At 37.0% G+C, this 23,112-nt stretch carries 22 protein-coding genes; 4 read left to right on the top strand and 18 right to left on the bottom strand.

The genetic code is table 11. The features are described 5' to 3' along the window. Positions 1 to 205: 205 nt before the first annotated feature. The 5 genes from ACFWE9_RS10965 to modA form a co-directional block, all read right to left on the bottom strand. A complete protein-coding gene (locus ACFWE9_RS10965) occupies positions 206 to 799 on the bottom strand; it encodes a DedA family protein (protein ID WP_230158879.1) in 594 nt (197 codons plus the stop codon). An 18-nt stretch (positions 800 to 817) separates the two neighbouring features. Continuing rightward, positions 818 to 1,519, bottom strand: a complete 702-nt coding sequence (locus ACFWE9_RS10960) for a polysaccharide deacetylase family protein (RefSeq protein WP_230158878.1) — start codon at positions 1,517 to 1,519, stop codon at positions 818 to 820. A gap of 56 nt (positions 1,520 to 1,575) precedes the next feature. Continuing rightward, a complete protein-coding gene (locus ACFWE9_RS10955) occupies positions 1,576 to 2,937 on the bottom strand; it encodes a sensor histidine kinase (RefSeq protein ID WP_230158877.1) in 1,362 nt (453 codons plus the stop codon). 3 nt (positions 2,938 to 2,940) lie between these two features. Next, entirely contained in the window at positions 2,941 to 3,639 is a 699-nt protein-coding gene (locus tag ACFWE9_RS10950; RefSeq protein ID WP_230158875.1) for a response regulator transcription factor, read from the bottom strand. A gap of 434 nt (positions 3,640 to 4,073) precedes the next feature. Further along, positions 4,074 to 4,877: a molybdate ABC transporter substrate-binding protein gene (gene modA, locus ACFWE9_RS10945; RefSeq protein ID WP_230158873.1), complete on the bottom strand. Its 804-nt coding sequence runs from the start codon at positions 4,875 to 4,877 to the stop codon at positions 4,074 to 4,076. A gap of 167 nt (positions 4,878 to 5,044) precedes the next feature. Between modA and ACFWE9_RS10940 the strand changes: the two genes are divergently transcribed. After that, positions 5,045 to 5,968 (top strand): helix-turn-helix transcriptional regulator, encoded by a 924-nt coding sequence (locus tag ACFWE9_RS10940; protein WP_230158872.1) that lies wholly within the window; start codon positions 5,045 to 5,047, stop codon positions 5,966 to 5,968. Positions 5,969 to 6,029: 61 nt separating this feature from the next. On the opposite strand, the gene bioB is transcribed toward ACFWE9_RS10940, so the two are convergent. Together bioB and ACFWE9_RS10930 are read right to left on the bottom strand one after the other, a co-directional pair. Beyond that, entirely contained in the window at positions 6,030 to 7,022 is a 993-nt protein-coding gene (gene bioB / locus ACFWE9_RS10935; protein WP_230158870.1) for a biotin synthase BioB, read from the bottom strand. Positions 7,023 to 7,391: 369 nt separating this feature from the next. Next, entirely contained in the window at positions 7,392 to 7,553 is a 162-nt protein-coding gene (locus ACFWE9_RS10930) for a hypothetical protein (protein ID WP_377356750.1), read from the bottom strand. 251 nt (positions 7,554 to 7,804) lie between these two features. On the opposite strand from ACFWE9_RS10930, the gene ACFWE9_RS10925 reads away from it, so the two are divergent. From ACFWE9_RS10925 to bioA, 3 genes are read left to right on the top strand one after another with little or no spacing between them, the layout of a single operon-like run. Continuing rightward, positions 7,805 to 8,389, top strand: a complete 585-nt coding sequence (locus ACFWE9_RS10925; protein WP_230158867.1) for a biotin transporter BioY — start codon at positions 7,805 to 7,807, stop codon at positions 8,387 to 8,389. Beyond that, positions 8,368 to 9,075, top strand: coding sequence for a dethiobiotin synthase (gene bioD, locus ACFWE9_RS10920; RefSeq protein ID WP_230158866.1), 708 nt, complete (start codon positions 8,368 to 8,370; stop codon positions 9,073 to 9,075). Before ACFWE9_RS10925 ends, bioD begins: the two co-directional genes overlap by 22 nt. Further along, complete coding sequence (gene bioA, locus ACFWE9_RS10915) at positions 9,072 to 10,454, top strand: adenosylmethionine--8-amino-7-oxononanoate transaminase (protein ID WP_230158865.1); 1,383 nt, start codon at positions 9,072 to 9,074, stop codon at positions 10,452 to 10,454. Before bioD ends, bioA begins: the two co-directional genes overlap by 4 nt. Before the next feature lie 307 nt (positions 10,455 to 10,761). Here bioA and ACFWE9_RS10910 read toward each other — a convergent pair whose 3' ends face one another. From ACFWE9_RS10910 to ACFWE9_RS10860, 11 genes are all read right to left on the bottom strand, one after another. Further along, on the bottom strand, positions 10,762 to 11,985 hold the full coding sequence (locus ACFWE9_RS10910) for a M16 family metallopeptidase (RefSeq protein WP_377356747.1): 1,224 nt from the start codon (positions 11,983 to 11,985) through the stop codon (positions 10,762 to 10,764). Between the two features lie 9 nt (positions 11,986 to 11,994). Then, a complete protein-coding gene (locus ACFWE9_RS10905) occupies positions 11,995 to 13,242 on the bottom strand; it encodes a M16 family metallopeptidase (RefSeq protein ID WP_230158861.1) in 1,248 nt (415 codons plus the stop codon). After that, positions 13,239 to 14,513, bottom strand: coding sequence for an MFS transporter (locus ACFWE9_RS10900; protein ID WP_377356744.1), 1,275 nt, complete (start codon positions 14,511 to 14,513; stop codon positions 13,239 to 13,241). The genes ACFWE9_RS10905 and ACFWE9_RS10900 overlap by 4 nt, the downstream gene beginning before the upstream one ends. 61 nt (positions 14,514 to 14,574) lie before the next feature. Next, entirely contained in the window at positions 14,575 to 15,732 is a 1,158-nt protein-coding gene (locus tag ACFWE9_RS10895) for an aKG-HExxH-type peptide beta-hydroxylase (RefSeq protein WP_230158858.1), read from the bottom strand. Continuing rightward, the gene (locus tag ACFWE9_RS10890; RefSeq protein ID WP_230158857.1) at positions 15,719 to 16,561 is read right to left on the bottom strand and encodes a multinuclear nonheme iron-dependent oxidase; all 843 of its coding nucleotides are present in this window, start codon (positions 16,559 to 16,561) and stop codon (positions 15,719 to 15,721) included. Before ACFWE9_RS10890 ends, ACFWE9_RS10895 begins: the two co-directional genes overlap by 14 nt. After that, entirely contained in the window at positions 16,551 to 18,323 is a 1,773-nt protein-coding gene (asnB, locus tag ACFWE9_RS10885; RefSeq protein WP_377356742.1) for an asparagine synthase (glutamine-hydrolyzing), read from the bottom strand. Before asnB ends, ACFWE9_RS10890 begins: the two co-directional genes overlap by 11 nt. A 99-nt stretch (positions 18,324 to 18,422) precedes the next feature. Further along, positions 18,423 to 18,587 carry a hypothetical protein gene (locus ACFWE9_RS10880; protein WP_230158850.1) on the bottom strand — a complete coding sequence of 55 codons (165 nt, stop codon included), beginning with the start codon at positions 18,585 to 18,587 and terminating at the stop codon, positions 18,423 to 18,425. 21 nt (positions 18,588 to 18,608) lie between these two features. Continuing rightward, complete coding sequence (locus tag ACFWE9_RS10875) at positions 18,609 to 18,773, bottom strand: hypothetical protein (protein ID WP_230158848.1); 165 nt, start codon at positions 18,771 to 18,773, stop codon at positions 18,609 to 18,611. An 86-nt stretch (positions 18,774 to 18,859) separates the two neighbouring features. Then, a complete protein-coding gene (locus ACFWE9_RS10870; RefSeq protein WP_377356740.1) occupies positions 18,860 to 19,678 on the bottom strand; it encodes a hypothetical protein in 819 nt (272 codons plus the stop codon). Continuing rightward, positions 19,662 to 20,474, bottom strand: a complete 813-nt coding sequence (locus ACFWE9_RS10865) for a hypothetical protein (protein ID WP_377356738.1) — start codon at positions 20,472 to 20,474, stop codon at positions 19,662 to 19,664. Before ACFWE9_RS10865 ends, ACFWE9_RS10870 begins: the two co-directional genes overlap by 17 nt. A 1,095-nt stretch (positions 20,475 to 21,569) precedes the next feature. Further along, positions 21,570 to 23,063 (bottom strand): peptide MFS transporter, encoded by a 1,494-nt coding sequence (locus ACFWE9_RS10860; protein ID WP_230158843.1) that lies wholly within the window; start codon positions 23,061 to 23,063, stop codon positions 21,570 to 21,572. Positions 23,064 to 23,112 lie beyond the last annotated feature (49 nt).

Raw genomic sequence — 23,112 nt, 5'->3', positions numbered from 1 at the left:
TGTCATCCCCTATTGAAATCATTCTTTTTAATGTAATGATTACGGACTTGGAAAAAAGACGTTTTGCATGTTCAAGAGTTTTTTTCCCTTTACAATATAACACTTTTTTTGTTAATAACTTTCATTTTAATCAATTTTTAATGATACGTTCACCTTATCACAAGCCCCCGTTCCCTAAACTTAGGCAGCCCGCTTGAATAGTCTTCTATCCATTCTTTTTTTTGCTCTTCATGTAATTGATAAAAGCATATATCAAAAAAAAGACGATGAATACGACACCTAAAAGTGGAACATATTCTGGATTTATATGAAAGGCGTTGCCCATATAATACCCTGCCACTATAAAAGGGACAGTCCAGAGAAACGTGCCTAGCAGGGAAAAGAGAATGAATTTAAAGAGGGGAATATTATTGATTCCTGCAAAATACGGACTAATCTGCCTTATTCCTGGTAGATAAAACCCAAACACGATTGTTTTTTGGACATTATTCATATACTTTTCCTGTACTTTCTCCCATCGTTCATTGGTAATGCCCACGTATTTCCCAAATTTCTTTATAAATGGATATCCAACATATTTCCCACATACATAAGCGATAAGCATCCCTAAAAAGGCTCCAAGAAATGCACTCAGGGTTGCTAAACCAAAAGAGAGCTTATTTTGTCCAATTAAGACTCCGATTAAAAATAGAAGAGATTCCTCTGGAGCGGGAATGCCCACAATGCCCATGAACAAAAAAAGAAAAATGATAAGATAGCCATATAAGTCAATAAAATGTAAAATACTATCTATGTTCATAAAATCCCCTCGAATCAGTTATAAGTCTTTTAATGTAATAAATTTTGTTCCCTTTTTAATTGTTTCCTCTAAGTAAATTTCCAAAACTTCAATCATATAGTGAGGTGCTTCTTTATCCGCACCCAAGGTTTCCCCGCAGTCATGGAGCAAGATAATGGAACTTTCCGTTGACGTTGTTCGCAATTGATTTAGCAGGTCATTCTTGCATGTTTCCACCTTCCAATCTCCAAAAATGGCCGACCACATGACCACTCTATATTTTTTACTGATCATGGGTGTAAATAGATTAAAATGGCCCCACGGCGGTCTGTAAAAGGTGACTTTTTCATGCGTACAATCCGTAATGGCCTTTTCAGTCATATTTAACTGTTTCCTTAAACGAAAGGGCGAAAGGATCCAGCTTGAAACATGATCAAAGTGATGAATCCCAATTGTATGTCCCTCATCATGCATTCGTTTAATGATATCAGGGTTATTTCTCACTTTACTGCCCACAACAAAAAACGAACCCTTTATCTCGTACTTTTTTAAAAGATCAAGTAATCGTGTCGTATATTCAGGATTGGGACCATCATCAAAAGTTAGGGCTATCCCATTATTTCTCTTGTTTTTTTGGGTTATGCCCGATCCGCTTACACGAATAATTACGGTAGGGACAATCGTATAAACTAGAAAAAACAATAATATGATACCCAAGCTAATCATCCATATTTGTGTCACTCACAGAACACCTCAATCTTGTATTTTACGGCAAATTTTCATGCACAAGAAACGGATTACCTTTTGGGTAAGAATAATGCCACTTCCGTTCCAATTCCTTCTTCACTAACCACTTTAATTTCTCCATTATGTTGCTTCATTATATTATTTGCTATCGATAAACCTAGCCCTGATCCACCTGTCTCACGGCTTCTAGCCTTATCCACACGATAAAAACGCTCAAAGATATTTTCTATGTCACGCTCAGGTATTCCAATACCATAGTCTTTTACCCGAATGACGGTAGAGTATAGCTGAACCTTTACATACACATCAATTTTGTCTGTACTATATTTGATTGCATTATCTAAAAGAATGATGATCACCTGTTTTATCTTCAATTCATCTGCTATAACCGTAATGGAATCTTCTTCGTAATGAAAGTTTATTTCTCGCCCATAAACCTCTTTGAATTGTTTAAATACGTTCTCACATAACGTTATTACATTCACTGATTTATAATCTAAGGTAATTTCCAATTCCGTATCGGCTAATTCCAGCAGCCTTTCCGTCATTTTCTGTATTCGGGTTGCCTCTGAATGAATGACATTTATCACATCAAGTGCTTTTTCTTCACTTTTTATGCGGCGTCTTCTCAAGAGATCGGCATAACTTTTTATAATCGTTAGCGGTGTCTTTATTTCATGAGAAGCATCTGAAATGAATTGCTTCTGTTTATCCAAATTCACATCCAATCTGCCCATCATCCGATTGAAAGTAACCGCCATTTTTTGCAGTTCATCTTTTGTTTCATGTTGAATGATGATTTTTTTGGGTATACCGCTTTGTTCAATATCCTCCATCGTATTTATCATATTGGAAATAGGTCTCATAATTACACTTGATAACCACCTGCCGCCTAGCAGCGATAACCCTGCCCCTAATAGGGTACAAAATGTCAGAATGGAAAGTAATACATCCTTCCCTAATTCCAGTCCTAGTAATCTATCTCCAATTTCTAAAGTTCCAACAACTTTACCTTTAGATAGGATGGGAACCCTAACGATTAATATTTGTTCTTCTTTGCTAGCTTGTCTAATTGTGCTTCTATGGGCTTCTTGTTCGCTAGAAAATTCTCCTTTAAATTTAGTAAGCAAATAATGGTCGCTGGACACTTCACTTCTAATTTGCGAGTCAGGTTGTATAATTCTTATAAATGAATGATTCGTTAAATATGTGGTTAATTTTTTTTCCATTTCTTGAGGCGCATCATCCATTTTTATTTCGGCAATGACATTTTGGGCTTTGTGCACCAATACATCCTCTTCCATATTTACAGTAATTTTCATGAAAGAAATAAATACAACAGCATTGACTGCAACCAACACACAGAGTATCCAAGCTGTCGTAATCAGGTTAATTTTTGTTGTAATTTTCATTACTTATTTCTCCCTTACTGTATAGCCAATTCCTCTAACCGTTTGAATAATGATCGGATCAGAAAAACCTTCTTCCGTTTTCTTTCTTAAATGACGGATATACACATCAATTACATTGGTCTCCCCTTCATACTCATAACCCCATACATTCATCAGGATATTTTCTCGCGTCACGATTTTGTTTTTATTGGAAAGTAAATAAACGAGTAAATCAAATTCCTTTGGGGTTAACGCTATGGAAGAATCCCCCCTCTTAACCTCTCTCGTATCGAGATTAATGAATAAATCTTTTATTGATAAGATTGTTTCCTCTTCTCTTGTAGCATTGGCAGTTATTGAATTCTGACGTATGGATGAACGTATTCTTGCCAATAATTCCTCGATTTCAAAAGGCTTCGTTATATAGTCATTGGCTCCTTGATCCAGCCCTGCCACCTTATCCATTGTAATATTACGAGCTGTTAATAGGATGATTGGCAGTAATGTGTTCTCATTTCGTATCCTTCTTAAAACCTCAATGCCATTCAGCTCAGGTAGCATAACATCCAAAAGTACTAAATCTAATTCTTCGTGCAATGCGGCTTCCAGCCCCGCCTTGCCGGTATGGGCAACAAGCACTTCATACCCCTCAAATTCGAGTTCTATTTTTAATATCGTTGCTATCTGGATTTCATCTTCTACAACCAAAATACGCTGTTTCATTTAAAACCCTCCTACTTGAGTGGAATATGCATCCATATCCATATGTATTTATCGAATTTGAATATTAGCTCCATACTTTACACGAACCTAAATATTCCGTTTAAAATTTCAATTCCCTCTATATTTATCCAAAGTCCTGCATTTTAATCGTTTCCACTAATTCTTGAAATGCTCTTTCTTCAATTTAGCATTATTTTGCTTTTTATTTCGCTTTTTAATTAATTTTTAATCCTTTTTTCAAATTGCGTTAAGATTGACTTGAATAAGTGTCTTTATAAAACATTAGAAGATAAGGAGAATTCATAAATTTGGAGGATTCCCCTCATTCACCCATGCTGAGCGACAAAAATAAAGGCCACCAAATTGGTGGCCTTTATTTTATGGAAAGAAATCTATCTTTAGGTAGAAGCTGATCGTTTAACAAAACTGCGGGATTAGTCCAAATCTCCAAATCCATATTTTTCAAAAATCTTGGCAGAATCTTCGCTTTGAAGATAGTCGTAAAATAGCTTCGCTTCTTTAGGGTGAGAACTTTCTTTAATGATGCCTGCCGGATAAATGATGGGATCGTGTATATCTTCCTTGGCTGTTGCAACGATATCAACTTTTGATGAGTTCATCGCATCCGTTTTATAAACGAGCCCTGCTTCCACGTTTCCCGTTTCTACATATGTAAGCACTTGCCGGACATCCTTGGCATATATCACTCTATCCTCAACCTCTTTCCAGAGATTCAAGTTTTCCAATGTTTGTTTCGCATACTGCCCTGCTGGTACAGACTCTGGCGTACCGATCGAAATCTTATCAGCCTTTGTGAGGTCTTCCATCGAACCCATTTCCTTATCTGAATCTTTTGGCACCACCAGCACCAGTTCATTACCGACTAAATCGATCCCGTTTTTCTCTTCAATAAGATCTTCATCCACTAATTTATCAAATGTATCTTCTGCAGCTGAGAAAAACAGGTCAACAGGTGCACCTTGGGATATTTGCTGCTGAAGAGCTCCCGAAGCGCCAAAGTTATATTGAACTTTCACATTTGCGTTTTCCTTTTCAAAATCCGCTTTTATATCATTTAAAGCATCTTGTAAACTTGCAGCTGCGGAAACCGTCAATTCCACTTTCTCGCCGTCTTGCTGCGCCTTCTTTTCCGTATTTTCCCCTTCATCTTTTGAACACCCAGTCCCCACAATCACAAGCAGCATAATCGAGAAAATCATTAGATATATTTTTTTCATTGTCACTTTTCCTTCCTATCTTGTTATAAATAATTACATCTAATTATAACTAGTTATAATTAGATATAACAGTATAAAACAAAAATTCAGGGTTTACATCAATCCCCTTTCCCTGTGAATTTACTTTCTAAAGGGCACTAAGATACAATAAGGGCGGAGGGATGCACATGTCGCAGGAGCTATCCTATACAATCGAAGAAGTTGCACAGCTTTTAAAAGTATCTAAATTGACGATATATGACCTTGTTAAAAAAGGGGAACTGCCTGTATTCCGAGTGGGCAGGCAAATGAGAATGGATGCAAAGGACCTGGAGAAATATATCACTGACGGGAAATCCCATGCATCCCAGGTCCCTGTTGCCGAGCCTCATCAGAACGAAGTGAAGGAAACACAAACTCTTGTCATCAGCGGTCAGGACATGGTGCTGGATATACTTGGGCAGTATATCACGAAGGATTCCGGCCATAAAACACTACGGTCCAATATAGGAAGTTTGAGCGGACTTATATCCATGTACAATGGTGATTCGGACATCGTGAGTTTACACATGTTTGACGGAGATACAGGTGAATATAATCTTCCATATATAAAAAAGATCTTGGTCGGCTACCCCTATATTTTACTTAATCTCGTTTCAAGAAAAGCGGGTTTATATGTTAAAAAGGGTAACCCTTTCAATCTCACCAGCTGGATTGATTTAAACAAGGACCTGACCATCATCAATAGGGAAAGAGGTTCTGGTGCAAGAATCCTTCTTGATGAGCAGCTAAGGATCCACAAAATTCCATCCAAAAACCTTAAAGGGTATGAAAACGAAGAAACCAACCATTTAAGTGTGGCATCAGCTGTTTCGTCAGGGGGTGCGGATGTAGGAGTTGGAATTGAAAAAGCGGCAAAAATGGTCGGAGTCGATTTCATTCCATTAATTACGGAACGCTACGACCTTGTTCTATTAAAAACGCCGAAAAACGAGCACATCATAAACATCGTCAAAAGTATCCTATCCTCGGAACCATTTCGAGCGGAAATCGATGCTTTAGGTGATTACGATGTTTCCCGGACAGGCTCTATCATTCACGAGACATTTTAAAACAGGAAGGCTACTGGATCAGCAGCCTTCCTGTTCTCTTTTGCCATGTTTTCTTACTGCTCTAAAGAGCACACTCTTCGATTTCAAACCCTAAATCTTTGATGATTCCCCAATCCTCCGTTGGTTCTTGGCCAGCTGTCGTTAAATAATCGCCGACGAAGATCGAATTGGCTGCATAAAGTGCCATGGGCTGCACGGAACGGAGGTTGACCTCACGACCGCCGGCCAGACGAATTTCTTTACTCGGATTAACGAATCTCATCATTGAAATCAATTTCAAGCATTTAGTAGGTGTAAGCTCGGAAGTTCCCTCAAGTGGCGTTCCGTCAATTGCATTGAGAAAATTACAAGGAATGGAATCCGCATCAAGGCTGCGTAAGGATAGAGCGATTTCCACCGTTTCCGCCTCAGATTCCCCCATACCGAAAATGGCACCGGAACATGGAGACATTCCAGCATCTTTCACAGCTTCGACTGTATCTACCCGGTCCTCATATGTATGTGTCGATGTAATATTGCTGTAGTTTTCCTGTGATGTATTCAAGTTGTGGTTGTAGCGGTGAACCCCAGCTTCCGCTAGTTTGCCGGCATGTTCTTCATTCAGGAAGCCTAGACAGCAACAGATTTTAAGGTCCGTTGTTTCGCGGATTTCTTTGACGGCTTCAATGACATGATCAATTTCCCTGTTGGTTGGACGCCGGCCGGAAGCAACGATGCAATACGTACCCGCTTTACGACGAATTGATTCTTGTGCTCCCTCGACAATCTTTTCTTTAGTCAGCCATGCATATTTATCGATTGGGGCTTCCGATACGATGGACTGCGAGCAATAACCGCAATCTTCGGGACATAACCCTGACTTCGTATTGATGATCATATTCAATTTGACCTTTTTTCCATAATGATGTTTACGTATGAGGTATGCTGCATTCAAAATTTCCAAAACTTCTTCATCTGGGGCTTGCACGATGGATAATGCCTCATCCGCTGTCACTTTATACCCTTTGATTACGTTTTCCGCTAACCTCTTCCAATCCCTTGTTAATGTTTCCAAATCCCATTCCTCTTTTCTTTTAGTGTTGTATATGCCTTCCGATAACTGTTGCCGCGACGAATCCCCTATTAACTGAATCCATTGGAACGGATTGTTTTCAACACATCTATCACCTGATTGATGTGTTGTTCATGATGTGTCGCCATTAAAGTGAGCCGAATTCGAGAAGCTCCATTCTTTACTGTTGGAGGACGAATCGCTGATGCGTAAATTCCGTACTTATGTAATTATTTGGAAAGGAAAATGTCCCGTTCCGGTTCACCGCAGATAATGGAGATTCTCCCCCAGATACTGTGTAGCCAAGAGCGGACAATTCGTTAAAAAGACGTCGGCTCATGTTTTGAAGATGCGTTCTGCGTTCGGGTTCAGTTAGAATGATATCGACTGCAGCCTCGCATGTGCATCATCCACCATGATGAGGGCCCCGTACCGTTTGTGTAAACATCCGCCCCATCCTCGCTTGAAGCTTTCTGCAGAATAAGATAATGTTTCAGCAGTAAGCTCATCATTCAAAAATAGATTTCCCGTCATAAGCGAACCTCCAAACGCTTTAATATGTTAACCAATTCATTTTATAGTTAACATATGGATGAATAATACCATACAAACAAAATATTATTCAATGTTAATTTTCAATATTTTCCTAGTCTGTCCTTTTGATCATCAGGAAGATTGCACTTTATATGTTAACTAAACTACAAATTAGTTGACATATAAAATATGAATCAGGCAAACTAATAGTGGGCATCTTGTCTACAACTTCAAAAAAGGAGGTTAGAAACTTGAAAGCAAGAACGATTTCTTATGTGGCCCTTTTTACCGCATTAACCGCAATTGGTGCCTTTATTAAAATACCGATTCCATACATACCATTCACGCTGCAAATTCTGGCAGTCTATTTAGCCGGCGCATTGTTGGGGCCACGTCTTGGTTTGCTCAGTCAGTTATGCTACGTCTTGATTGGACTCATCGGAGTTCCGGTGTTTGCTGAGGGCGGTGGGTTAGGCTATATATTCAAACCAACTTTCGGCTATTTACTAGGATATATACTGGGGGCCTATGTAAACGGGAGACTGATCAACCGGTATAATCTCTCCACGATTCGTTCCATTTTCTTTGCTAATCTTGCCACATTGCTCACTGTTTACTTAATCGGCTGCATCTGGCTGTACGGCGCAATGAAGTGGATTGTGGAAACGCCGCTTTCAATCAACCAAACGATTCTTTACGGCTTCTTATTACCTACACCAGGTGATTTGCTGCTGTGCATTCTATGTGCTGTCATCATTCAACAAGTACGTCCACGCATTGCAAGATATATAAACATAAAGGAGCTGAATCATCCATGGGCCAAGCCTACTTTATAACCGGAACTGGCACGGATATCGGAAAAACGATTGTCACGAGTGCACTTTATCTGTCACTTCAAGCATTAGGAAAAAGCGTTACGATTTTCAAGCCGTTTCAAACTGGAATCATCGAGGAATCGAAAACATACCCGGACATTTCTTGGTTCGAGCAGGAACTAGGTGTAAAGGGATCAGGGTTTTACATGCTTGAACCTGAAACCTCTCCACATTTGGCGATTAAATTAACTGGTAGTCAGATCGATGTAAAGAAAGTCGTGGAAAGAGTCCATGAGCTTGAGGAAATGTATGACATCGTATTAGTCGAGGGTGCAGGTGGATTGGCTGTCCCGCTCATTGAACGATCGGACAGTTTTTATATGACGAAGGATTTCATTAGGGATTGCAGCATGCCTGTCGTATTCGTATCCACATGTGGTTTAGGCGCGATCCATCATGTCGTGACGACACACTCCTATGCCCAAATTCATGATATATACGTTAAAGCGATTGTATATAACCATTATATTCCAGATGATCGGATTCAAAATGATAATATCGCAACCATAGAAAAGCTGACAGGTCTCACTGGTCTCGCCTGCATTCCAACACTTGCCGATGTTAGAAAAGACTTAAGGAGCCTTACCCTTGATTTACTTCGTGATCAAGATTATACCCAACAACTGAAAGAGGTGTTCCAAGCATGAATGGACAGGAATTAGAACAATGGGATAAGGAATATGTATGGCACCCATTCACACAAATGAAAACGTATCGGGAAAGTAAACCGTTAATCATCGAGCGCGGCGAAGGCAGCTACCTGATTGATGTGGATGGCAAACGATATTTGGACGGCTATGCTTCATTATGGGTGAATGTGCACGGACATAATGAGCCGGAATTAAACGGCGCTCTTATTGAACAAATGAACAAAGTCGCGCACTCGACCCTGCTGGGATCTGCAAATGTACCATCGATCTTACTGGCAAAAAAACTGGCTGAGATCACACCTGGTCATTTATCGAAGGTCTTCTACTCTGACACGGGGTCTGCAGCTGTGGAAATCGCCCTTAAAGTCGCTTATCAATATTGGCAGAATATCGATCCCGTCAAACATCAGCATAAAAACAAATTCGTCTCCCTGGACGAAGCATATCACGGTGATACGGTTGGAGCCGTGAGTGTGGGCGGAATGGATCTATTCCATAGAATCTTTAAGCCCCTATTATTCGAACGGATTTCCGCCCCTTCACCATATGTGTATCACATGACAGAATACGGAGATCAAGAAGCAGTGAAAAACCATTGTTTGAAGGAACTGGAGAAGTTACTGCAAGAACAATCAGAGGAAATTGCAGGAATGATCATCGAACCAATCGTTCAAGGTGCCGCAGGCATCATAACCCATCCACCAGGCTTTTTAAAAGAGGTCGAACAATTATGCAGGAAGTACGATATCCTTTTAATTTGTGACGAGGTGGCCGTAGGATTCGGTCGCACCGGTACGATGTTTGCCTGCGAACATGAAGATGTCGTCCCTGATATCATGTGCATGGGCAAAGGGATCACTGGCGGCTATATGCCTCTTGCAGCAACCATCATGAACGAGCAGATCTTTCAGTCCTTTTTAGGAGAACTCGAAGAACATAAAACCTTTTATCACGGCCACACCTATACAGGAAATCAGCTAGCTTGTGCACTCGCCCTGAAGAATATCGAGCTAATGGAAAGCCGCAATCTCATTGAAGACATCCAGAAAAAATCAAAATATCTATCCGAAAAACTGCAAGCGCTATACGAACTTCCGATAGTCGGCGATATCCGCCAGCGCGGCTTCATGATTGGAGTGGAAATCGTGAAAGACCGCCAAACAAAAGAAACGTTCACGCTCCAGGAAAACGTCGTTTCCGGAATCATCCAAACCGCACGGGAAAATGGCCTGATCATTCGGGAGCTTGGTCCAGTCATCACGATGATGCCGATTCTTTCCATGTCAGAAAAGGAACTGAAGATCATGGTCGAAACCGTCTACCGGTCCATACAAGAAGTCTCCATTCATAAAGGATTGATTCCAGCAGCAAAATGACCCAAAAAGAACCGGATGAGTGTTTCATTCCGGTTCTTTTTCGATTGAATCTTTTGTTTTCGTGAAATAAGCAGCCATTAAAAGAAAGAACACGGATAAGGTCCACAAGGATTTCCTCATTGAAAAAAGCTGAACCCCCAGTTCACACCATTATAAATCTGGTAAGCTGCCAAAACATCCTATATCAAATCCAACCTCTTCGCAAAACGTCCCAAAACCTCTTTACTATAATCCTTCTTACCTGAAAACCCAGTAAAAAAATTATTATGCCACAAGACTCAAAGGAATTTATGGCCGCTTGCTCATTTTAGATTAAAATGTGTGAATATAAAGCATCAATAACCTCCTTTTTTGTAATCTTGTTAATCACTTTAATAACATCACAGAAATTCATTCCTCTTGTAGAATAATGAAGAATGGAGTTCGCTAATTTTGTTGGATTATCATATACGTCGATAATCATTCCGATAATCCTTCGTTTAGAAATCAAAAATTCATAATCATCGATACTTCGCGCTTGTATCTTATTTTTTGCAAATCTAATTTCTTCCATAAGTACACATGGTTTGCTTGTAATGGCACTTAAAAAGGCGAAAGAATAACTATTGGATATTTCGTATTTTACATCGATGTCTCTATCAACAAGAGAGTGACTATAGATTTTTTGCTGAAAGTCGGAGGTTCTGCCAAATAGTATTTCTAATCCTATTCTTATCATAAATTCATTTTGGATATCCGTATCAGATGAGGTCACACTTTCATTGGCAATCGTACTTCCCAATAATAAGACCGATTGATTAGTATTAATCGGTTCGATCTTTAAACTCTCTCTTTTGACAGGTAATAAAGGCAAGTATCTATTTTTTTCTTTCAAAGTAGAACCCGTAACCTCATCTCCTATAATTGAATAGATTTCTTCAGGGATTATATCTCCAATTATAATCAATTTCATATTTTCAATAGAATAGAATTTCTGAAAACACCTCTCCATGATGTTGGCATCCATTGAATCTATACTCGCGAAATTCCCTACGATTGGTTGTGCTCCCCCGCTTTCATCCCCGTATAAGTCTGATAATAAATTAGTGAAGCATTTGGCTTTCTTATTACTTTGTGAATGTAAAATTTCTTGCTTAATGATTTTTTTTTCTTTTTCCACTATGTCATTAGTTATAGAGATGGATTGAACAAGTTTTAAAATCATTTGAATATTTAACTCAAGCTGTTCCGTACAAGATATTACAAATGAGGTATATTCATAATTCGTACTAGCATTTATAGAAGATCCCATTTCCCCAAATCTATGTAAGGCATCGAATTGATTGTTTTGTATAATTAGATGCTCTAAAAAATGAGCCGTTCCATAAGGGATTTTTCCATTACATTCTTTTTCATGATAAATGGAATGGCTATCCATCCCTCCAAAGTCGATGGATAGGAGAATATAATTTTCGTGAAAACCAGTTTTATTTACTAAATAAGTATCTAACCCGTTTATTTTCTTTTTTTCTATAAAACTACCAGTAAACATGCGGTCTCCTTATCTCTCCCCCAAAGTGTAAATGGAATAACCTTGTAAAACTTGAGCGACATCTTGTATATCCTGAGGTTTTATACGATCCATGTAATCTATCATTTCATCCATGGACCTAACTTGACCGCTAACGATCCCATTTTGATGAAAATCAATTAGGCTAATTGGGGAATCTTGAGATAGTTTATAACTATTTATCAACGTTTTTATAGTGGCCTCTAGTTCTTTTTTTGTAAATGCCCCTTCTTTTATCGACTTGATTTCATCAAATATTTTTCTAAGCACCATTCCTTCAGAAGCGGGATCAATAGCTGTTTGTATGAATAGAAGACCATTTATCGCATCCAGTATGCTTATAATTGAATAAGCGGCATTGAGATCATTTCTTACATTCATAAATAACCTTGAGTGTGCGGACCCACCTAAAAGCCGATTAAACACCACTAATGCGGGGTAATCTTTGTTTTTAAACGTGATTCCCCCTGTACTTAAACATGTCGTCATTATCGAATGCTTAAACTGATATTTTTCGGAATTATATGTTTTTATATTGCTTTGCACGGGGCATGGAGGAATAATTGTTTGGCCTGTGGCATCAGTTTCTATCTGGAAATAGCCACATAATTGTTCCAAAACATTTTCTTCATTAAAGTCTCCAATTACATACATATGTATGGAGGATGTTTGAAGTATCTTTTGATAGAGAGAGGCCAAATTTGTCTCATTCCACTCTTCTATTTCATGGATGGATCCTATCTGGTCAATATACAAGTTTTGTGGTTTGCTTTGTAGATATAGAAGGCTCTTTTTATAAGAATAATTATACGCATTAAAAATCTCATTATGGATTCTTGATACATGAAGCTTTTTTTCAATTTCAACTGATTTCTTTGTTATTAATGGTTTGGTTAATAAATCATGCAAAATATTTAATATTTCCGGATTGATTATTTTGTGATTTTGGTTGTAAAACTTAAGTGACAAACACAAAACCTGTTTATTGCCTTTTTTATCAATGGAAACTCCTATTTTTGCTCCGTACTCTACATCAAGTTTTGACTGGATTATAAGATTGTTTCTAAATTGTTCACTTCCATGCAGTAAAATATATGGTAGTAATGCAGCACCAGTAGCCACTTTCTCATCAAGGTCCAAATACATTCTGACAGCGATTGTAGTTTGAAAATACTTTTTCGAAGGCAAAAGGTGGAAGTTGATATTTCTAAAGTTTTTCGTTAAAAATTCACTTCTCATGTTACCTCCAAGCTTTTGTTCTTTTTATTGATATAAAAGGATCTTATGAAGCTATAGGTTAAAATTAAGCTTATAACTACAAAGGGTAAAGAAGCAGCTATCAGCAATTTTTCAACACTTATGAAATAAGATAAATAAGGTAAAAGTCCAGTCAACATTATAAATAAAATTCCATCTAATGCATCCGCAATGGAAATTACCTTCCCTCTAATGTGATTTGGCGTAGTTTGAAGTTCAACATTTAATAAATTGGATGGAAGAAACATGGCTATCCATAAAAATAAATATAATATGGGACCTAATATAAAGGGTGACAGAGCAATACCAATACTACTAAACGATAAAATGACCAAAGGTAATACATATCCATATTTAGTTATTTTCAAAGACAAATATTTTTCTCTCCAAGGAACCGTTAAATAATTCCCTATCAACATACCTAGAGCTGCAATAAATCGATAAACACCATAATATTTCTCACCGTCCTGAATGGTGGAGTTTAGCAAGGGAACTAACAAAACATCTGTGATGCTTAGACATCCCCAAATCAAAAATGATCCGAAAATCAGGTTTTTTAGAACCATGTGATTTTTTATATATTTGACACTGGTTATTAATCCACTTTCTTTGGAGCTTGTGCTTTCCTGGCTACCTTCCAAACTAGAAGAATCATTATCCAGATTTGCAGTGGGAAGCTTAGTCCAAGTTATTATTCCAGCAATAAAAAATGTAATTGCATTAAAAATCAGCAAACCGGTTACAGTGTCATTTAATAATCCGAAAGCGGCAATCGCTGAACCGATTACTCTAGCTATACTTGTTAAAATCCCCATTAGCCCGTTAGCTAAGCCTAACTGATCTTTATTCACAAGAGATGGGATACTTGAGGAAAGGGCAGGATGATAAGGTAGCTCGATAATGCCAATTAGCAATGTGATAATAAGAATGGTGGTTGTACTGTGAGAATTAAATGCCATTACACATGTTAAAAGTGCTAACAATATATTTATTATTGTTAAGGTAAACCGTCTAGAATATTTATCAACTATACTGCCGGCAATTGAAAAAAGTAAAAATTGCGGTGCGAAACGAATAATGAGAAATAGACCAAAGATGAATACGGATTGAGATAAAGTGAAAATATAGGCAGCAAGAGCTATTCCTTGTGCCATGTTACCAAGTGTGGAAAGTGATTCAGATAAGCATAAATAAGGAAACCTTTTTTCATTTAATAATGGTGTATATTTCTTATATTGATGTAATAAGTGCAATAAGATACCCCCAACTAATTTGAATGCAAAATGACCTTGTAAAACGTTTAACCTTTTGGAACTATCCCATAACCAAATTATGCATGTCATGTACGAGTGTTTCTCCATCAGGCGACAAGGAAGCATGGTCTTGAATCGTGGATAAACCGAGTTGTAACTCTTCTCTAATTCTATCTATTTCTTCATTAATTAATTCTGCATGATCAATAGACCGATTTTGTTTCAATAACCGATAAAAATGTAATACTCTGCAATGCACGAAGCATCCATGGTAAATACCGTATAAAGGTCTTAATTCATCTCTCCATGGTGACCTATAAATAGGCTTCATATCGTTGAAAATATGGGGCCTTGCGCACATAAGTGTATTTAATCTACCATGACTTGCCTCATGTATTAACCATTCAGCAACTTTAACTACAGGTCTTGAAACATGACAAGCAAAGATTATACCATGTACTCGAAAATCAGAAAAGAAAGGTAGACCAGGTGGGTTGAAAAACACAATGTTTTCTATATTATTATCAATTTCGTCAAACATTTCCGGCCAAGTATTTTTGATTAATTGCAACGCTTCTTCAAAAGTCTCCTTTATCTCCTGCGATACAATTTCAGTGCTTCCCATATTCATACGCAATTCGGCAGAGGATGCAATGTTTACATATTCCTCGAACCAAAAAACTTCATTTGTAATGAATGGATGTTTCGATAATTTGTTAAGATCTTTTCCATTCACTTTGTAATTTTCTTTTTCCACTTCAAAAGTAATGTGGTTATTTTCACTTATTACCAGAATTTCTTTAGGATCTTGATTCTCTGTCAGGTCTTTCATGAAAAAAAGATCCTTTGGTTCCACGCTAAATCTGAGCTCGAAATTTTCTAGCGTAGCATTTATTTTATATTTCAATTGTAAGAATATGTGCAGAAAACCATTCCAAATCCACGTTTGTTTTTCTATTTCGTCCATTGAGGAAAAATTCTTATACTGTTCAATCCATAAGTAAACATACGGCTTATTAAGAACAATATTTCTTTCTACTGCATTACAATTCCTGAATATCTTGATTGCATCTCCCAACCATTTTAGGTTTTCAGCTTCATTTGCATGGATTAACTCTAAAGCTTTAATATTTCTAAGAGAAAGCAATTGTTTGTGAACATCGCTATTAATATCTACACTTGCTGGAGTTAATAAGTTTTTAAAATCAATTGTTTTCATTATTAATCCTCCATTTACTGCTTTGGAATCTTTTTGATACTTCTCTCACAGTATTGCAATAGTCTTCTATTTTTGTATTTTTCCCCAACTCAACAGTAATACCTCGAACATCAGGGAACATTTCTAAACAAATGACTAGTTGATTCCAGCTTTGTTCAAAAGAAATCTGTCCCTGTTTGGATACACCGCTAGCTCCAATATGAATCTCGGTAATATGAGCTCCTTTCAAAAGGCTTAACAAATCCTCAAAAGATTTGTTAAACGCTTTAGCAGTTGCCCATGTATGAGGAATATCGAGAATGATTGGAATATTGGCTTCACTGGAAATTGATTTCAATAATTTATAGTCCTCTAAAACATCTACTCCTCCCCAATCATGATATCGAGGTCCTAATTCAATAACAAACGGTATCCCGTATGTTTCTTGATAACTCTTAATTTTCTTTATAACTCTATTCTTTAAACCTGCATCTTTAATTGGAGCAAAAATATAACCAAATTGAAGCCCATCTGTAGTTCCTAAAATGGAAAGGTGTTCTCCGATCCAATGGGCTTTAATTTCTTTGGCTTGTTGAAAGACTGCTTTTGTTAGATCTTTTGTTGGTTCATGTATATCCGCCAATGGCAGTGTGCTGCAATGAGCAATTTTTTCGAAATTTGACGGCACATTTTGAATATTGGATGGGAGGTGTACCTCGATATAGTGGTATAAGGGATCTAATTCGCTGTTTATAAATCTTAAATACTCCTGAGAGTCTATCCAAGCAACACCTATCCCTAATTTTTTTCCCAATGTCGCTTCTTTTTTCGAAAGTGTTTCAGTTTTCATAAATGACCTCCTGACGCTTCATAATTGGCACTTTTACTTTATGTATATCACACCATCGTGCAAAGCTATATAAATACCAAAATGAACTTCCTAAATCATATAAATGGGCAGAGGGATTCCTTCCTAAGAGACTTGAACGATCATTCAGGAACTTATCTAATTCTTTAAAATTGATTAAGTCTTTCAACTGGCTTGTTTTTAAAAATTCATAAGCAACTCTTCCTAGTTCACCATGTTTCATCCATATAAAAACAGGATGAGGAAATCCGCATTTCGGTCTTTTTTGTATTTCAATAGGAATTCTGTTTTTACTGAGATTACGGAAAAGGCTTTTTTCCTTATCGGGTGGTAATGACAAGGCTGCATGTAAAAAATCTTGATCTAACAATGGCACTCTACATTCCACTGAAGCATTCATTGTCCCTAAATCCACTCTCGGTAACGCATCAGCTTCTAAATGATAAAAACCAAAGCTACGGATTGCATTTCCTAAATTTTCTCCATTCGTCATGAAACCTTCTATTTTATGTTTTCGGTCTTGAAAGCATGTTTCACCAATATGATTCCAGACATCCTCATCAATCATTAATAATTTTTTTGTTGTAGCCGATTTCATCCAATGATCGAATTGTTCCATTGAATCCGAATGCAGCCAGTCATAGCTCCCGAAAATTTCATCGCTGCCTGTACCTGTAATAACAACCTTTAGACCTCTTTTTTCTGCGGCTTTTCCTAAAGCATAATATGCAACTATGGTTGGATCCATTGATAATCCATCCTGGTTAGATAACGCTTCGGGCAATAATTCAATAAACTCTTTTTCTGATAGAATCACTTCATTTAAGGGTACATTCAAAAATTCACAAACATACTTACTAAAGGGCACTTCAGAATATGAAAAATCACCTGTTTTTTCATACCTTAGCGTAAATGCTTCTACATTGGCACCTTGAGATACTAATTCTGATAAAACCGTACTTGAATCAACTCCACCAGATAGGAACATGCCCAATTTTTGATTCGGTTCCATTACACTTGTTATCGCTTGAGTAAAAAGACTTTCTAAATCTGCTGGTTTATTTTTTTCATAAGCATTCGAAAGCTTATGTGAGACGATCTCTTTATCTAAACTTAATTCGAGCGTTTCCCCTGGTGAGACCTTCTTAATAGAATCGATCAAAGTCATTGGTTCAAGTAATGTGTCTCGATACATGAGATATTCATAGAATTGCTCTTCTGTTATTAGGCACTCTTCATGTAAACTTTTCAACGTGTTTAGTAATGCAGGGAATTCAGAAGCATAGATATATTCTCGATTTTTAGTTTTTGCCCAATATAGAGGCTTGATTCCTGGAAAATCACGCGCTAAAAAAAGTTTTTCAGTATGAGTATCAAATGCAGCAATGGAATACATTCCTCTTAATTTTTGTAACCCTTCATTCCCGAACTTTTCAAACAGCTCTGCCACTACTTCTGTGTCACATTCTGTTTTCCATGAACAATCTAACTCAATCCGTAACTGCTGAAAATTATTTAATTCTCCATTAAAGGTTACGATCCATCTCCCAGAAGAACTAATGAATGGTTGATTGGCTTCTTCATTAGTATCTCTAATTGATAATCTAACAGTTCCCATTGAAATATGATCTAAGTCCACAATTCTGCAATTATCAGGTCCTCGATGCATCATTCCATTTAAACATTGCTTTACATATAAAGGTTTGTTATTTTCCCTTCCAAGAAACCCAGATATACCGCACATTTTATACCTCCAAATTGAACATGATATTAAATAAAACCAATACATGGATATGGCATAACGCACCAAAAATAATAAATTTAAATACTAGTCAATTACTCTTTAATTATCAACACGTGGTCCAAGAAGCTGGCCTAATACGGCATCCGTTAAGCTACCGTTTGGATTAGCTTCCAGAAAACCAGGTGCTACAAGTTCTTGCAGGTCATTTAATGTAAGTTCTTTATTATCGGAATTTAGTTCGGTATTCTTTTTTATTTTTTCCATATAATCTTCCCCTCCTTAAAATTAGTTATCAGTACGTGGCCCAAGAAGCTGGCCTAATACGGCATCTCGTAAGCCACCATTTGGATTGGCTTCAAGAAACCCGGGAGCAACAAGCTCTTGTAACTCATTTAATGAAAGTTCTTTTTTATCTGCATTTAAATCTAGGTCTTTATTTGATTTATCCATATACGTTCCTCCTTCCCCCACTATGTATTAAAATTTATTATTGGTTTGGTGCGCTATATCATATCCATGTACTAAACTGATTAATGCTAGTGTTTAAGTGTAATAAGCTGTTCATCTATATCCAAAGCGTTAGCACAAAGTATTCTGAGTTTTAAGGCAGAAGAAATTATATGTCTTTCAGAATCATTAAGATTATCTGTTGTATATCCTTCCTCGTAAGAAGATAAAAGGTTAAAGTAATCTGCATTTATTCTATAAGTCTTATTTAATGGTGAAACGATATAAAAAGATTCGCATGGTAATAATGGATGAAATTCATTGTTACCCTCAATTACGCTTAATACATCATATTTAGTTTTGATAATTGTAGCTGAAGTGTTTTTATAAAGAGTCCCCTCAATTAAGGACGTATTTTTGCTAGGTAATTTATAGGAAGCTTTGAATATGGCATATTCTAATTCGAAAAGTTCCACCAGTTTTAATGGAAGCATTTCTTTTTGCGATCTAAGAAAGTAAATAAAAGCAGTAGCTTTTTCTATTCCTTTGCCATAGCCTAGGGGGTGAGGAATGCTGAACTCGATGTTCCATAAAAAAGGAGATGAAAAGAATTCGTTAAATATACTTGTTTCTATTAATTCATTATCAATAGAGGCATTTAATTCTTCGCTTAATAAGGGGACACCATTTGAGAATATGGTTGTTAAATGGGCTAGGATTTGTAACCACCTTCCTCTTCTTTCTGAATGAAATGCATGTAAATTCACATGAAGCAGTTCTTCTTTGCCCATTTTTTTTACTGTTTGCTGGAATTTTCCACCTTTGATATCTGGACTCCACTTAGGGTCAATGCTCATTTTCACAAGCAAATCCTGTAAGGCTATCTCATGCTTAATTGAAGTACTCATGTTTAGGCACGGCTCCCTTTACATTCATTAGTTTTTTTATATCCGCAGTAATTTGTGAATCATTAGACAGTCTGTCTGTCATTAATATCAATGCAGAATCTTCACATGTTAATAAACCCAACATATCCCATATTTCATCATCCACTCTTTCACAAGCACATGGTATATAGGCATCTCCAGCCTTTCTAACAGCGCTTAACCAAAACATTGAGATTAAAGGATTTCCTTTAAGAATCCCAAGAATTTCTTTTTTGTTCTCCGTTCCCCAGTTTTTATAGTCAGACAATACACAGCCTAAATCGATTGATAAAGGAATATGTAAATCACTCAATTCAGTAATTATCTTTTTATAAAATAATTGAGGGGATAGTGATAATTGTCTAATCGGATGTAAATAAATTGGGATATCATGATTTTTTTTAAAATCAGAAATCCAAGATTGTAAATCCTGGATTGATTTTTTATTTTGATACTGGAATCCACCCGGATCCATGAATGAATTGTTGATTCCCCATGTTCCAATCTTCAAAATTATTTTTCCAATTTTTAATTCTGTTAGTAAGCTAACGTAATCTTTCATTAAATTTGAATGTTGATCGGTATATGGTATGGCTAAAGTGGTCTCCATATTAAATTGTGAATATAGCATTTTAGAAGCTTTTTTCGTTCTATCAGAAAATATGTTACTGAATACAACAGAGTCTATTGGAGATCCTCCAATAAGTTTGCTTTGATCTAGCGCGCTATCTGAATCTTCAATATGCACGATTCTTTTAAGGATTTTTTCCGCCTCCATTTTCAAAAAATTCAGCTTTTAATAAAGATGATACTATTACAAATAAATGGAAAAATCTATATGTTTTTGTAAAATGAGGAATTTGGAGTGGTAGCTTATTAACGCTCACATAGGGAAATATATTCTAATTTTCAAATCTAAGTAATAGACCTTGTTATCTATCGAGGAAAATACTTATCATTGTTATTATTGGTAATGATAACCAAAAGTTAACTGTCCTTTATTTCCGTCTAAAGATTGTAAGAACCTTTGAGAGTTCATTTCGGATATTGTTCAGTATTTATTGTATGACTTTCCCTAAAATGCAACCAATTGCCCAACTTTATAGGTGCCCGCATTCGAGTAATTAATAGCCAATCACTCTTTTCCACAGCATCATTCATTTTCATTTCTAAGGTTTATTTAACCAATGTAAAATCACATTTTAAGACTTTCCAGTAGCCCTTTTTTAAGGGCTATTTTGTCTTTCCTAAAACTAGGAGGAACGGTGTCATTTCCGGAATTCCACTGGTCACTTTTGGAATCTATCAAAGTTAAAAAACAATTTATTATGGATTTACTGGATATAATCAGGAGGTAATAGTGATGGCAAAAAAAAGCAAAAATATATAAAATGTTCGTAAACCCTGCATTAATTATTCTTTTGAGTATTTCATTATTTTTCAGTATGAATGTATCAAATGTTCAAGCAGCTGCTGCTGGAAAAAAGGCTAGGCAAGACCATTGTGTTAAGCGGAATTGGGATAGATACTCAGCTCGTTCTATAGCTAGGTATTTATTTTATTATCTATTTTCGATTTATTTAATTTTAGGAATTTGCATTTATTTTTTAATGGATATCGGACACATTCCCAAGATTATTTTGTTTTTTGTATTAGTGTTCAGTGTGGATCTTATTAAAAAAAAGTTAATAAATAAAGTTTTGAATCTTAACCTTAAATAAAATTTCAAAATAATATCGAATTGAATCCCCCACTCCCGTTATGCAAGAAACACGAAAAATGACATTTGGAATAAAAAAAGAAGATGACCCTATACAGAGGTCATCTTCTTCATATACATATTCTTTTTCTTAACAAACTGACAGGCCTTGTGTTAGCGAATGCCTTTCATGTACCCTTGAATTTTTGGTGATAAGGCCAACAGGGCCAGTCCAAGGATCATGGAAGCAACACCGATCACGCCAAAGTAAGCCATTTCGGTTTGCGGAGTGTAGAATCTGACGATTTGCGCGTTCAGCGCTTGCGCTGCTGCACTTGCCAGGAACCACAAGCTCATCGTTTGTGCCGAGAAGGCAGCTGGAGCCAATTTAGTTGTTGCTGAAAGTCCAACAGGTGATAGACAAAGTTCTCCAAGTACTACAAGGAAATAGCTTAGTACAAGCCATAGTGGATTGACTAATGAGTCTGATCCGCCGAAATAAACAGGAAGCAGAATTACCAAGAATGATAAACCAGCGAAGAACAATCCTAACGAGAATTTTTGTGGGATGGTTGGCTGGCGCTTACCTAATTTAATCCATAACCATGCGAATACTGGTGCAAGAGTAATGATGAACAAAGGATTCAATGATTGGAACCATGCCGGGTTTATTTCTATTCCAGCAAAATTCAACTGTGTCCGTTTGTCAGCATAGCTTGCTAATATAGTTGCACCTTGCTCTTGAATCGCCCAGAACATGACAGCTGCTATAAACAAAGGAATATAGGCAATCAAGCGGGAACGTTCAACAGAAGTTGTTTTAGGGCTGCGATACATGAAAATGAAATAAAGGGTCGGAATAACGATCCCTAGGATACCTACAAGATTAATAAAGGTCTTAATCGTCAAGATACCTGCAGAAGCAGTGATGCCAATGATGGCCGCTACGATCAATGTAGCTATTCCCAGTTTAGTGAATGTCGCTTTCTTTTCATCTTGTGATAAAGGGTTAGCAGGAAGAGTCCCGGCTAGGCCCAAGTTCTTTTTCTTTGTTGCAACAAAGACGATGAGTCCAAGTAACATACCAATTGCCGCAAGTCCAAAACCAAGGTGGAAGCTGTAGTTCATTCCGACTGTACCGACAACAAACGGTGAAAGGAATGCTCCCGCGTTGATACCCATATAGAATATACTGAAACCGGAATCCCGGCGCTCATCATTTTCCGCATATATTTCTCCAACAATGCTGGAGACGTTCGGTTTTAATAAACCAGTACCCAGAACGATAAGTACCATGGAAACAAAGAACAGGGAGAGACTGCCTGGTACAGCAAGGACAATATGCCCGAGCATGATCAAGATACCACCGTAAAATACGGCTTTTGAAGTCCCGAAAATCCTATCGGCTAGCCAGCCGCCAATTATACCGGACATATATACTAAAGATCCGTAAATGGATACTAGGGCAAGTGCTGTTGTTTCATCAAGACCTAGTCCCCCTTTAGAAACTTCATAATACATATAGTAAACAAGAATGGCCCTCATGCCATAATAGGAGAAACGCTCCCAGAACTCAGTAAAGAAAAGGGTGAATAATCCTTTCGGGTTCCCAAAAAAACCTTTTTGGGGTACGCTATCCACAATTTTCTGTTTATTTATCGTTGCCATACCTAGCCCTCCTTTTATTATTGTATAATAACTTTTATTTTCTCTGTTG

Source organism: Peribacillus sp. NPDC060253, assembly GCF_042727425.1.
GTDB lineage: Bacteria > Bacillota > Bacilli > Bacillales > DSM-1321 > Peribacillus.
This window is presented reverse-complemented; position numbering and strand designations above follow the sequence as displayed.

Coding starts and splice junctions, on each gene's coding strand:
- bioA (WP_230158865.1), top strand. CDS start 9,072: ATGAATGGACAGGAATTAGAACAATGGGATAAGGAATATGTATGGCAC.
- ACFWE9_RS10930 (WP_377356750.1), bottom strand. CDS start 7,553: ATGACGGGAAATCTATTTTTGAATGATGAGCTTACTGCTGAAACATTA.
- ACFWE9_RS10910 (WP_377356747.1), bottom strand. CDS start 11,985: ATGTTTACTGGTAGTTTTATAGAAAAAAAGAAAATAAACGGGTTAGAT.
- ACFWE9_RS10905 (WP_230158861.1), bottom strand. CDS start 13,242: ATGAGAAGTGAATTTTTAACGAAAAACTTTAGAAATATCAACTTCCAC.
- asnB (WP_377356742.1), bottom strand. CDS start 18,323: ATGTGCGGTATATCTGGGTTTCTTGGAAGGGAAAATAACAAACCTTTA.
- ACFWE9_RS10895 (WP_230158858.1), bottom strand. CDS start 15,732: ATGAAAACAATTGATTTTAAAAACTTATTAACTCCAGCAAGTGTAGAT.
- ACFWE9_RS10880 (WP_230158850.1), bottom strand. CDS start 18,587: ATGGAAAAAATAAAAAAGAATACCGAACTAAATTCCGATAATAAAGAA.
- bioD (WP_230158866.1), top strand. CDS start 8,368: ATGGGCCAAGCCTACTTTATAACCGGAACTGGCACGGATATCGGAAAA.
- ACFWE9_RS10860 (WP_230158843.1), bottom strand. CDS start 23,063: ATGGCAACGATAAATAAACAGAAAATTGTGGATAGCGTACCCCAAAAA.
- ACFWE9_RS10865 (WP_377356738.1), bottom strand. CDS start 20,474: ATGGAGGCGGAAAAAATCCTTAAAAGAATCGTGCATATTGAAGATTCA.
- ACFWE9_RS10950 (WP_230158875.1), bottom strand. CDS start 3,639: ATGAAACAGCGTATTTTGGTTGTAGAAGATGAAATCCAGATAGCAACG.
- ACFWE9_RS10875 (WP_230158848.1), bottom strand. CDS start 18,773: ATGGATAAATCAAATAAAGACCTAGATTTAAATGCAGATAAAAAAGAA.
- ACFWE9_RS10955 (WP_230158877.1), bottom strand. CDS start 2,937: ATGAAAATTACAACAAAAATTAACCTGATTACGACAGCTTGGATACTC.
- ACFWE9_RS10890 (WP_230158857.1), bottom strand. CDS start 16,561: ATGAAAACTGAAACACTTTCGAAAAAAGAAGCGACATTGGGAAAAAAA.
- ACFWE9_RS10870 (WP_377356740.1), bottom strand. CDS start 19,678: ATGAGTACTTCAATTAAGCATGAGATAGCCTTACAGGATTTGCTTGTG.
- ACFWE9_RS10940 (WP_230158872.1), top strand. CDS start 5,045: ATGTCGCAGGAGCTATCCTATACAATCGAAGAAGTTGCACAGCTTTTA.
- ACFWE9_RS10965 (WP_230158879.1), bottom strand. CDS start 799: ATGAACATAGATAGTATTTTACATTTTATTGACTTATATGGCTATCTT.
- modA (WP_230158873.1), bottom strand. CDS start 4,877: ATGAAAAAAATATATCTAATGATTTTCTCGATTATGCTGCTTGTGATT.